Source organism: Bacteroides timonensis (genome assembly GCF_000513195.1).
In the GTDB taxonomy this organism is placed as follows: Bacteria; Bacteroidota; Bacteroidia; order Bacteroidales; family Bacteroidaceae; genus Bacteroides; species Bacteroides timonensis.
Genome location: NZ_CBVI010000171.1, coordinates 33,041 through 46,085, shown reverse-complemented (window position 1 = coordinate 46,085; position 13,045 = coordinate 33,041). Strand labels below are relative to the sequence as shown.

The 13,045-nt window shown below is 43.6% G+C and carries 7 protein-coding genes; 4 read left to right on the top strand and 3 right to left on the bottom strand.

What is annotated here, in order from left to right:
• Positions 1-463 precede the first annotated feature (463 nt).
• Complete coding sequence (locus tag BN161_RS26960; RefSeq protein ID WP_044272183.1) at positions 464-1,831, bottom strand: sensor histidine kinase; 1,368 nt, start codon at positions 1,829-1,831, stop codon at positions 464-466.
• Positions 1,828-3,180, bottom strand: coding sequence for a sigma-54-dependent transcriptional regulator (locus tag BN161_RS26955; RefSeq protein WP_044272182.1), 1,353 nt, complete (start codon positions 3,178-3,180; stop codon positions 1,828-1,830). The genes BN161_RS26960 and BN161_RS26955 overlap by 4 nt, the downstream gene beginning before the upstream one ends.
• 207 nt (positions 3,181-3,387) lie before the next feature.
• On the opposite strand from BN161_RS26955, the gene BN161_RS26950 reads away from it, so the two are divergent.
• The 4 genes from BN161_RS26950 to BN161_RS26935 are packed head-to-tail and all read left to right on the top strand — an operon-like array spanning position 3,388 to position 8,360.
• Positions 3,388-4,173 carry a UDP-2,3-diacylglucosamine diphosphatase gene (locus BN161_RS26950; RefSeq protein WP_044272179.1) on the top strand — a complete coding sequence of 262 codons (786 nt, stop codon included), beginning with the start codon at positions 3,388-3,390 and terminating at the stop codon, positions 4,171-4,173.
• Positions 4,174-4,218: 45 nt separating this feature from the next.
• Positions 4,219-5,334, top strand: a complete 1,116-nt coding sequence (locus tag BN161_RS26945) for a glycosyltransferase family protein (RefSeq protein ID WP_044272178.1) — start codon at positions 4,219-4,221, stop codon at positions 5,332-5,334.
• The gene (locus tag BN161_RS26940; RefSeq protein WP_044272176.1) at positions 5,327-7,420 is read left to right on the top strand and encodes an RNA degradosome polyphosphate kinase; all 2,094 of its coding nucleotides are present in this window, start codon (positions 5,327-5,329) and stop codon (positions 7,418-7,420) included. The genes BN161_RS26945 and BN161_RS26940 overlap by 8 nt, the downstream gene beginning before the upstream one ends.
• Before the next feature lie 28 nt (positions 7,421-7,448).
• On the top strand, positions 7,449-8,360 hold the full coding sequence (locus BN161_RS26935; protein ID WP_007218577.1) for a Ppx/GppA phosphatase family protein: 912 nt from the start codon (positions 7,449-7,451) through the stop codon (positions 8,358-8,360).
• Here the strand turns inward: BN161_RS26935 and BN161_RS26930 are convergent.
• Complete coding sequence (locus tag BN161_RS26930; RefSeq protein WP_244436633.1) at positions 8,357-13,024, bottom strand: translocation/assembly module TamB domain-containing protein; 4,668 nt, start codon at positions 13,022-13,024, stop codon at positions 8,357-8,359. The two genes, BN161_RS26935 and BN161_RS26930, sit on opposite strands and share 4 nt — an antisense overlap.
• Between the last annotated feature and the right edge of the window lie 21 nt (positions 13,025-13,045).

The window sequence follows — 13,045 nt, the reverse complement described above, 5'->3', positions numbered from 1 at the left end:
GGATAACCCGGATTATCCAAACTTTTGGATAATTTAGCTGAAAAGTAAGATAGAACCAATTAAAAGAATGTTTTCTGCTGTAAAAATCATAAATTCGGTATTATTTAAGTTGTCTATTCAAAGATTTAGTTGCTCGCAAAGCAAAGTTACGTCTATTTTTAAACAAATGCAAGATGTAAAATGTTCAGATTGGGAAAGAAAGGAACAAAAAGTAATAAGGTGGTAAGGTGATAGGGTGATAAAGTAGCTGCGCTATATATCACAGGGCGTTATCCCGCTATCACTTTATCACTTTACCATCTTATTACATTTTGTTCATTACCGCTCAATAATGAACATAATCCAAATCTTGGTTCGCATTATTAGTCTATCATTGAATTATTTTTCTCCTATTGGGAAAGAGTTTTTCTCTTACTGGAGAAAATAGAATTCCATTAATACCACTTTGTTTTTTAGACGTTACTTAATTGAATTTTAGTACAAACATGGTTTCCTTTCCGGGATGTAGGGAAAGGCTGCCACCTGACAGGCGCATAATCTGACGGGAAATGCTCAATCCGATGCCGCTGCCACCTTCTTTTGTGGTGAAGAAAGGTATGAAAATGTGTTCTGCTACTTCAGGAGGAATGGCAGGACCGTTATTGGACACTTCGATGAGTACGGCTTCATTTTCATTGCAATAAGCGTGTAAGGTGATGATACCTTCTTGAATTCCTGCTGCCTCGATGGCCTGAATGGCATTTTTCAATAAGTTGATGAGTACCTGTGAGATAAGGTTTTCATCTGCATAAAGAATAAGGTCATCCGGAGTGATGTGGGAGTGGAAGGTGATATGGGAATCAGGATATTGATGCCGTGCCAGTTCTACCATACGATTGATAAAACCTTTGACATAGAACAAGGAAGGTTCCGGTTTGGGGATACGGGTGAAACGGCGGTAATTTTCTACAAAAGAGAGAAGTCCTTTGCCTGTAGTGCTGATGGTGTGCAGGCCATTGCGGATCTCGTCAGCAGTTTCTTTGTCGGAAGAGATGGATTCACTTTTCGCTTTTAATTCTTCGCTTCCTTGTATCAGTGTCAGCAATGTGTCGCTCAATGAAGTGATGGGAGTGACGGAATTCATAATTTCATGTGTCAGTACACGAATCAGGCGTATCCAGGAGTCGATTTCCTTTTCGTCCAGTTCGTTATTGATATCATTTAGGGCAAGGATACGGAAATGCTCCTGACGGATAGTTATGTCGGAGACGCGGATGGAGAGATTGACCGTACCGCGTTCGTTGGACAGGCGGGTTTGCAGCTTATCTCCGGGACGGCAATGGGTGAGAAGTCCCATAAGGTTTGCATCAATACGGCTTAGTTGGCTGACATGGGTGAAGACTTCCAACCCTAACAGGCGGAGGGCTTCATTATTTTTCTGGTAAACAGCACCTGCATCGTTCAGCACCAGGATACCGGTATTGATGCAGTCGAGAATGAGTTCGTAATATTTTTCCTGTTGTGCCGTTTCGCTCTTTACATTATATAATATAGAAGCAACGCGATTCAGGGCCTGGTTTACAATACGGTTGTCCGGAATGTCTTCGTGTTCGGAGAAATGGATGGATGCATCGTTGTTTTCAATGGCATCGAGTAGAAACAGAACCTTCTGCGTATGCCGACGATACAGTTTCCATTGCCAGCGCAGACTTGTCAACAGCAGCAAGGAAGAAATGACGCTCCATAGAAGGTCTTTATAAATAATGGATACCGTGACAGCTCCTGCCAGCAGGAGAGAGATGACGATACGGAGAAGGTAGCGGTCGGTGATGTATCGGTAGTAATGTTTCATAATCCGAACTTTTTCATTTTGTTATAGAGAGTTTGCCGGGTGATGCCGAGTTGTGCGGCAACAGCGGATAGATTGCCGTTACAGGTGTCCAGAGCTTTCTGTATCATTTTTCGTTCCATTTCTTCAAGGGTGGCTGCTTCTGTACCGGCATCGCTTCCGGTGCGTGAGGTTTCGGTACGTTTGGGCAACTGGAACAGTTCTGCCGGCAGTTCGTAGCCATCGCAGATAATGACTGCTTTCTCTATGGCATGCTCCAGTTCGCGGATATTTCCGTACCAGGAGTGTGTTTTCAATTTGGTACAGGCAGCATCGGAAAGCCGTAATAATGCTTTGTCATATTGCTTGCAGAAGCGTGTTATAAAGCGTTCGGCAAGAGGAAGAATGTCTTCCGGCCGTTCGCGCAAAGGCGGAATTTCAAGATGGATAGTATTGATACGGTAAAGCAAGTCTTCACGGAATTCATTGCGTTGTACCATCTCGTTCAGATTGCGGTTGGTGGCACAAATCAAACGGATGTCAACGGCGATAGGCTGGTTGCTGCCTACACGGACAATACAGCGGCGTTGCAACACAGTCAGTAGTTTGGCTTGCAGGTGATAGGGTAAATTGCCGATTTCATCGAGAAACAGAGTGCTATGGTCTGCTGTTTCGAACTTACCGGGACGGTCAGCGTATGCATCTGTGAAAGAGCCCTTTGTATGTCCGAAAAGCTCACTTTCAAAGAGGCTTTCGGTGATGGCTCCCATGTCTACGGCAACCATTTCCTTCGTACGGCGGGAAGAAAGTGCATGAATTTCACGTGCCAGCATCTCTTTTCCCGTACCGTTTTCTCCGGTGATAAGGATATTTGCATCGGTTATGGCGACTTTTTCCACCAGCGAGCGCAGTTGCTGCATGATGGGACTTTCTCCCCAATGCATGGCAGGGGTTACGGGAGAGGCGCTTTTCCCGTTATTCTTATTATGAATGGCTTGGGCTGCATTCAGTAAGGTCTCCACCAGTTTTTGATTATCCCATGGCTTGACAATAAAGTCCGTAGCCCCTTCTTTAATGCCACGTACCGCAAGGTCGATGTCTCCATAAGCAGTGAAAAGAATCACAGGCAAGGAGGGACGAAGGCGTTTGATCTCCTGCAACCAGAATAATCCTTCGTTTCCGGTATTGATGCCTGATGTAAAGTTCATGTCAAGTAATACCACCGATGGAGTTTCTTCACGCAACACAGAGGTGAGTGTGACAGGTGAAGTGAGCGTGATGATCTTTTCGAAATGGGGTTTCAACAGCAGTTGCACAGCGGTGAGCACACCGCGGTTATCATCAACAATGAGGATATTTCCGGACTTTTTCATACGAGAGTTTCTTTTGAGGGAGTAAAGATAATGCAAATCGAAGGTATAACTTTCATGCTTGCATGAAAAAGTTATGCTGAGATGCAGCTTATCTTCTGTAAAGATAAGGAAGTTCAGCGAAAAAAATGAAAGATACTTGTCATATTTTCTACATACCGGCGTAATACGAATAACTGACCTTTGCCTGCAACTAAAAATACAGGCACTATGAGATTACGTACTTTTTATTCTACCATTGTGTTGTCTGATATCCATTTGGGTACCTCTCACTCAAAAACTGTTGAAGTAAGCAACTTTCTGAAATCCGTCAACTGCCGGCGATTGATACTGAATGGTGACATTATTGACGGCTGGGCTTTGAGCAAAGGCGGCACCCGGAAATGGCAGGCAAAACATACGGATTTCTTCAAAGTTATCATGAAGATGATGGAAAAACAGGGAACAGAAGTGATTTATGTTCGTGGCAACCACGATGATTTCTTGGATGGGTTGGCACCGATGACATTCTATAATATAAAGATTGTAAGGGATTTCATTCACGAGAGTCACGGCCGGCGTTATTTTGTGACGCATGGAGATATTTTTGATACCGTCACTACACGGATGAAGTGGCTGGCACAGTTGGGAGATGTGGGATATACGTTTATATTATGGCTGAACCGTATTTATAATGTGTATCGTGCGCGTCATGGACAACCTTATTATTCTTTGTCACAAGCGATTAAACAAAAAGTAAAATCCGCTGTTTCTTATATTTCCGATTTTGAAGAGGAACTGGTGAAGTTTGCCCGTACACGTAAATGCGACGGTATCATTTGCGGGCACATTCATCATCCGGCAAATACTTATTATGATGATATACATTATCTTAACTCCGGTGACTGGGTGGAAACTCTTTCGGCACTCGTAGAGGATGAGGAAGGAAATTGGGAAGTGTTACGGTATGAGGATATGCTGATGAACGAAAAGCCTGAAGAGCGCCTCTGTAGTTGAAGTCGTGAATTACAAATCGTAAATTACTAAATTATAAATATAAAGATGAAAGTTCTTTTTATAGTTCAAGGAGAAGGCCGCGGTCATCTGACGCAAGCCATCACGCTGGAAGAAATTCTACGGCGCAACGGGCATGAGGTAGTAGAAGTACTGGTGGGGAAGAGCAATACTCGTCGCCTGCCGGGTTTCTTTAACCGTAGCATACAGGCACCTGTGAAACGCTTTCTCAGTCCGAACTTTCTGCCTACGCCTGCCAATAAGCGGGTCAGTATGTCTCGCAGTATCGCATATAACCTGATGCAGGTTCCTGCTTATCTGCGTAGCATCTGTTATATTCACCGGCGTATCCATGAAACTGATGCGGACCTCGTAATCAACTTTTATGAGTTGTTGACGGGCTTGACTTATCTTTTTTTCCGCCCTTCTGTACCGCAGATCAGTGTCGGCCATCAGTATCTTTTCCTGCATCATGACTTTGAGTTTCCCCAAAAGAATCCCGTGAGCCTGCTGATGCTCCGTTTTTTTACGCGACTCACGTGTATCGGAGCCAAAGAGAAGCTGGCTCTCTCATTCCGTCCGATGGATACGGATGAAGAAGCGCATATACACGTAGTACCGCCTTTGCTGCGGCGCGAAGTGCTTTGTTGTGAAGCTGCTGCCGGAGAGTATGTGCATGGCTATATGGTTAATGCCGGATTTGGAAAAAGTATCTCCCAGTGGCATGAGCAGCATCCAGAAGTGCCTTTGCACTTCTTCTGGGACAAACCGGATGAGCCGGAAGTATGCAGGATGGATGAAACATTGTCATTTCATCAGTTGGATGACGAAAAATTCCTTCGCTATATGTCGGGTTGCCGGGCGTATGCCACTACGGCAGGTTTTGAATCCGTTTGCGAGGCTATGTATCTGGGTAAGCCTTTGCTGATGGTACCGGCGCACATTGAACAGGATTGTAATGCTTATGATGCGGCACGCGGCGGAGCAGGTATTATTTCCGATAATTTTGAGGTAGACCGTTTGTTGGAATTCGCCCGGAGTGAGTATCAACCCGAAGAGAATTTCCGTAGCTGGGTACGCAGTTGCGAGTGGCGGTTACTGAACTGTATAGAAACGGTGGAAGGAATAGGCTTTATAAATGATTATAAATTGATATATGAATAAGAAAATAGCCTCTGCTCCACATATAGATCGTGATTTAAGCTGGATGTATTTCAACCGTCGTATCTTGCAGGAAGCGATGAAACCGAACGTTCCTTTACTTGAGCGACTTTCTTTTCTTGGAATTTATTCGAATAATCTGGATGAATTTTTCCGTGTGCGTATGGCAACTCTCAGTCGCATAGCCGAGTGTGAGGATAGAAGTTTACGCTCGGAAAGCGAACATGCCAAGCAGCTTATCAAGCAAATCAACAAACTGAATAACAGGTATGCCAAAGAGTATGAACGGACTATCCATGAAGTGACCGACCGCTTGCGTGAAGAGAACATCTTTCTTCTAAAGGAAAATGAGCTGGACGAAGAACAACAAACTTTCGTCAGTGACTTCTTCCGCCGCCAGCTCAGTGGTTTTGTCAGTCCTGTTTGGCTTTCTGCCGTGAAACAACTGACGGAAGCAACGGATGAGAATATCTATCTTGCTGTAAAAATGCAAGTTTCCGAAGCTCGGAAGGCATCCGTTATGCGGAAGTTACCGACTCGTACCGATTATGCTCTGATAGAGCTTCCGGTTTCTGTTTGCGGACGTTTCATTCGTCTGCCCGATCGTGAAGAACGCAGTTATCTGATGTATCTGGATGATGTGATCCGTTTTTGCCTGCCGATGATTTTTTCCGGTATGGAATACGATTGCTTCGAGGCGTATGCTTTCAAGTTTACAAAAGATGCTGAAATGGAGATAGATAATGACCTGCGCAATGGCACGCTTCAGAAGATTTCGAAGGCGGTAAAGAGCCGTAAGAAAGGAGATGCCCTGCGGGTTATCTACGATGCGGAGATGCCAAAGGATTTACTAAAGAGGGTGATGAATCGCCTGAATCTGGATAAGTTGGATACTGTGCTTGGCGGAGGGCGTTATCATAATCATAAAGACCTGATGGCTTTTCCCGATTGCGGGCGTTGCGATTTGAAATATCCGCGCTGGCTTCCTATATTGAAGCCGGAACTGAAAGAGAATGTGAGTTTGCTGCGTCTTATTCAGAAGCAGGACAGATATATCCATGTACCTTTTCATTGTTTTGATTACTATATCCGTGTGCTTCAGGAGGCGGCTCTTAGTAAGGATGTCAAGAGTATAAAGACGACTCTTTACCGTCTGGCAAAAGACTCTAAAGTGGTGAAAGCGCTGATTTGTGCTGCACGGAACGGTAAGAAGGTGACTGTAGTAATCGAACTCCTGGCACGTTTTGATGAAGCATCCAATATCGATTGGTCCAAGAAAATGCAGGATGCAGGCATTCATGTGATTTTTGGGGTGGAAGGGCTGAAAGTCCATTCCAAAATAACCCATATCGGAATGAAGACGGGAAGTGATATTGCTTGTATCAGTACAGGGAACTTCCATGAGGGAAATGCACGCATGTATACGGATTATATGCTGATGACGGCATCCCGTTCCGTAGTACGTGATGTAAATTCTGTGTTCACTTTTATAGAGAAGCCTTATTCGCCCGTTCATTTCAAAGAACTACTGGTATCTCCCAATGAAATGAAACTACGCTTTATCCGCCTGATTAATGATGAAATAAAGAACCGGCAATCAGGGCGTCCGGTGTATATCCGCGTGAAAGTGAACCATATAACGGATTCTGCTATTGTCAAGAAGCTATATGAAGCTTCGGCTGCCGGAGTGCCTGTAGATATGTTAGTGCGTGGAAATTGTTCGCTGGTAACGGGGATTCCCGGAATAAGTGATACTATCCATATCAGTGGTATTATCGACCGGTATCTGGAACATTCACGCATCTTCATCTTTGCTGCCGGTGGTGAGAATAAGACATTTATCGGTTCGGCGGACTGGATGCCCCGCAATCTCGATAATCGTATAGAAGTGATAACTCCTGTCTACGATGCCCGAATCAAAGAAGACTTGTGGAAGGTAATAGATTTCGGTTTACGTGATACTTGCCAGGGAAGTGTTGTAGATGGGACAGGGGAGAATCGTCCCTGGATGGGAGAAGATGGAAGCGGTGCGCCGTTCCGTTCACAAGAAGAATTATATAAATATTATCTTGCAGTAAATGAATTATAGTTTATCTGCATAATTTTAATAAATAGATATGCCAACTACTCATACTTGCTATGCCGCCATTGATATCGGCTCTAATGCCGTGCGGCTTTTAATTAAGAAAGTAAAAGAAGACGAGACTGTATTGAATAAGCGTCTCTCCAAAGTTTTGTTGCTTCGTGTGCCATTACGGCTTGGTTTCGATGTGTTTTCTTTAGGCGAAGTGTCCGAAACGAAGGCTGTAAAGCTACGCCGGTTAATGAAAGCTTTCCGCCAACTGATGAAGATTTATGATGTGACGGATTACCGTGCTTGCGCCACTTCGGCCATGCGGGATGCCCGTAATGGGAAATCCATTATCAAGAAGATATTGAAAGATACCGGTATCTCTATTGAAGTCATTGACGGTCAGGAAGAAGCTAGAATGATCTACAACAACCATATCGAGTGTATGGCCGACCGTACAGGTAATTATATTTATGTAGACGTCGGTGGTGGCAGTACTGAGATCAATCTGCTAGTTGACGGAGAACTGCAACATTCCCTGTCTTACAATATTGGTACGGTACGTATGCTTAGTGGCGCGGTCCGCGAGGAGGTGTGGGGACAAATGCATGATGATCTGGAGCGATTGACTGAAGGTTTGGGAGAGGTGAATATCATCGGTTCCGGTGGCAATATCAATAAGCTCTATCGATTGGCGGAGAAGAAAGATAAGAAGAAGCTGCGTTTACCCGTCACTTCACTGCAAACGCTGTATGATAAACTGGTGCCTTTGACACCTGAACAGCGTATGGATACATTTAGTTTGAAAGCTGACCGTGCAGATGTTATAGTTCCTGCTGCTGAAATCTTTCTGACTATAGCCAAGGTGGTACGTTCCGAATATATACATGTTCCGGTGATTGGATTGGCGGATGGTATTATAGATAGTTTGTATGAAAATAAAGAAGGGGAAAATTAACTTCCCCCTCTCTTTTCTTTTGCTTTTGCTGCCGCCTGGGTAGCAGTGGTTTCAGTTTCTTCGGTTTGTTCTTCGGTATTCTTTTCCGCTTCCTTTTGTTCCATTTCCCGTCTCAGTCTTTTCAACCTCCATTTATTCCAGAACATAAGCTCTTTCCATCGGTTGAAGTCCTTCTTGAAAATGATACCGATGCCTTGCGTTGTCAGATTGGTTCTTGTGTAATAGCGGTCGTTCGTCTCATTATACGCTTTCAGTCGGATATCTCCGCTACGGTTCACAAGCCATTCGGCTTCAAAGTCACCTACAAAGTTTGTATTTGCCATTGGATTGTCGCGGTATCCGAAGTTACCATTGATAAGCAGACGATTGTTCAGTAATTGCCCCGATAGCATTCCTTCGAATTCCATATCCGTCCAGCCTTTTTCTCCGGTGCTGAGGTTGGTACCTATATTCCAGTTGTTACTATTAATAATGTTGGAAAGTGCATTATTTAGTTGTCCCGAAAGGGTGGATGAAAGTACAGAAGTCATCATGTTCGAATTTTGTGTGGCATCTACATTCTCGGGTGTATAGAATTTGCCGATACCTAACAGATAGAGAATCTGCATATTCATTTGTTCGTCCGTTGAAATGTAGTTACGGATAAGGGCTTGTACTTCATCCCGTTCATTAGGCACTTCCAGACTTAATTTGATGTCCGGAGAAGTTAGTTGCCCCGTCAGGTTCATGATACAGTTTACACGGATACTCGTTGGAATTCCGTAGTTGCTTACATTCGGCACCAAGTCATTCAAGGATGCGGAATTCACCATATAACTTGCTTGGATATCCATGGTGGCATCCAACGGAGGACCATTGAAACTGATAGTACTTCCATCTTTGATGGTAAAGTCCTTGCGTATTACCTCTTGCAGGCTGAATTTATAAACTCCCTGGCTGATACGATAATTACCGAACATCTTCACATCGTCAGCCTTGTTATAAAATTCCGTGCGGATATTTCCGGATCCTCGTCCACTGATGTAATCACCGGCGATGGGATCCATCACTATCTTCATGCTTGCATCCGGTGTAGCTTCTACAAGCAGGTTCAGGCGGATATCCGTGTCACTTTCTTCCTCCTGCTGTATCTCCTGTTGCGCCAGTTCATAGTCGGAAATCAGATTGATAGAATCCAGCACAGCCCGGCGTGGTGTCTTGTCCACGAATTTGATGAATTGGTTGCTGGCGGCTGAAGATACATTATCCTTTATATATACGAAGTTGGTATTCCGGTTGGTCGTCATGGCTACATCGATATTGACTCCATCCCTTGCGTTACCTGCTATCAGGGCATTACCCGTTCCGTATACCGTTCCATAAAAAGGAAAATCCAGCGACTCCTTCGTATTCATTACCAGCATGTTGTTCACTCCAAACTGGAAACGGTATTCCAGGTTCTTGAAGTGTTCATAATGCAGATAGCCGTCTACATGTCCTTGATTGCCTTGTGTATCGAATATCCGGTTATCTTGGAAAGTCAGTCCATTCGGTTCTATACGAATACTGTCTTTTATAAAGAAAGTGGTATTCAGTACGTCTACCTTCATGGAGGCATTGCCAAGTACGCGCCCTTCCATGGTAAGCCCTTTGAATTTGCCATAGAAATGTACGTGACCGCTGGCACGTCCGTTAAATTCAGGTGTGATACTGCTCATGTAGTGTTCTATGAACTTCAGGTTGGTGTTGTCAGCTTCAATCTGTAAGTCAAGCGCACTTTTAGGTTTTATGGGATATATGTAGCCATATACATGACTTTTGGCTGTATCTTTTTCATGGATATGGGCATCGAGATAGATGCCTTCTACTTCATGGTGCCATTCTCCGTGAATGTTGGCATCGCCCAATAAACCGTCATTTAGTCCAAGGCCCCGGATGAAAAGGTCAGTATACATAACAGGCTTCTCCAATATTCCGCTGGCATAGGCAGGACCAGTAGCTTCTCCTTTAAAATTCACTCCAAGGTCGGCAATATCAAATACGTAGCCTATATTGATATCTTTTAAATCCAGGCGTAGCGTATCCTGAGATTGTTTTGAGATAGTTCCGTTGATGCGCAGGTATCGGTCTTTATGGCTGAAATAAAAATCGTCTATATATATCTTTCCGGAGTCGATTACCACTTTTGACGGATGTATTTCCCATAAAGTGTCATTCAGGATAATATCCGTTTTTTGAACATCGACGACGGTTTTCAAAGCCGGAATACTCTTGTTTGAGCGGGAACGCTTTTTGTTCTGATCCTCAGCTTGTGTGCGGATGAAATGTGTAGCAGCAGCTAATTTGCCACTATATGTGACAGCGCTACTGTTTCCCCAATTCAAAGAGGTCTGAATAAGGTCATCTTTGGCTTGTGCGTCTAACGATACGTTGATGGAACCTTCCGGTTTACGATTGCTGAATCGTACACGTGCATGAAATTTATCACCGGGATTCTCACACAAGATCATACCCGATTCAAGGAACTTGTCTCCATAGCGCAGACGCGGGAAATATCCTTCTACTCGCAGGCGCTGTGCTTTGTCATTAAAGTATCCTTTTAGGGTAGAATGTGTATAGACCTTAACCGGAATATTAAAGATGGTGGAGAATAAATCCGTATTAAAGATATTTATGTCGAAATGGAAGTTATTCTCACTTTCTATGGGGTTCTTGTCCGGCAATATTAGAGCAGGAATATATCTTCGCATGATGTTCAGTACACTGGCGGGCAGTGTACGATAGGAATAATCTCCTTCAATACTTGCATTCAGGAAATTAGAGGCTATTTTTAATTGTTTATGCGATTCATCTTCCCGGGTGGCGATTATTTTTAAGTTGTCCAGAAAATAGTTTCTATCGGGTGCTGTGAATTGCAGGCTGTCAATATTGATCTCTCCATTCATTTCATCGATGGAACCACCGGTGAAATCAGCCGTTAACTGAATAGAAACTGCCGTATCTTCATATTTAGGTGTCAGGTGAAGCTCGTGGGGGCGTACATTACGGATATCGGCATGGAAATTAAAAGTCGGTACACGACTGGCTGTATTAATGCTACCATTTAGCAGAACAGAACCGTTTTCGTCATCCAATGCTACCTTTCCGTTGAAACCGCCTTGTTTATATTCTCCGTCGAGTGTGATGTTCTCATAGTTATAATCACTATAGTCAATGGAAGCGATTAATCCCTTCATTACTATGGAAGGATATTGCTTTTCGTAGTGGCTGCCTTCGACTTTGAGATTGAATGTAACCTTTCCTAAATGGTCGTTTGCCAGCATATTGCCTAACTCAAACTCTTCAGTCTTTACTGCACCCGAATAAGAAAAATAACCTTTTTCTTTATTTGAACTTAATTTTAAGTCGGTCTTGATAGAACCTATATCGGTACGCACCAGACCATAAGTTACAATATCTGTGAAATATCCCGAGACTTCCCCATTAAACGAGATGGTGCCTAAGCGTTGCAGTACCGGAGGAACACCTTCGTAGTTCTTACTCAAATTGCGAACGAAAAATGCAATGCCTTCCGGATCAGCATATAAACTGGAAAGGTTGCCGAATACGAATGCATCCTGAGGATGCGACAGGTCTTGCAAGGAAACATCTCCCCTTAAATGAAAATGCTGGTTTCCTGTAATCGACAGATGAGGACAATTCAACTGGTTGATAGTACCGTTAGCTTCCAAAGCCACTTGCAAATTTTCCTTGAAAGGGGAAAAGGCCGGAACAAAAGGGGCGAGGTCACAAAGAGTAATGTCCGAAGGCAATATCCGCAAGGAAAAGCGTACATCATTGGTAAAGTTTCTAAAAGCTCCCAGACTGTCATATTCCATACGGATGGTATCCATTGCAAGCGAAGTATTCGGCAAATCAATCGCGAAGTTCTCAATGCTCATCTTCTGATTGTTTGCTACAATCTTGAGACTTAGTTTTTTTAACTCAAAACCGGAATTTTCTTCTTCAATGCTCAGGCGCTTCACAGCTGCATTGACAGAGTCATTTTGGAGCGCTTTCAACGAGATATTGGCGATGATGTTTCGTAGCTGTATATGCTGTGCATTGAATTTTCCGGGTGTCTCTTCTGCCGACAATACGTTATAAGACATCTTACCGCGTCGTATCAGCAACGAGTTGATACGTATGTCCAGATTACTTTCCTTTTTTATGGTATCTTTAGAGGCAAATGCATCGAGTACGAACTGGAAGTTAGGTATGTCTTCCGGTGTCTTTTTTTCCAGGTTGATGTTGAAGCCGAATAACTGTACGTTACTGATCGATACTTTGCCCTTGAACAAAGGAAGTATATCGAATTTTGCAGAAAGGCGGGATACTTTTAGCATTTCCTTGCCTGACTGGTCGTTTAACAATAAATCGTCAATAATAATGCGGTTCAGTAGTCCCATATTGATCCGCCCGATGGTTAGTTGTGTACCCAGTACATTAGCCAGTTCGTTCGCAACAAGCACAGATATTTGTCGCTGAACGTAAGGAATGTTCAACAACAATATAGTCCCGATATACAAACTAAGTATAATACCGAGCACCCAGCGAACTGTCTTCTTTAACTTTCTGATAGGCGGTTTGTTTGAATTAGCCAACAAAAATATGAAATAATACGTTATCAATCCTACTTTTATCACTACTTTTGCAGCGTTTAAACG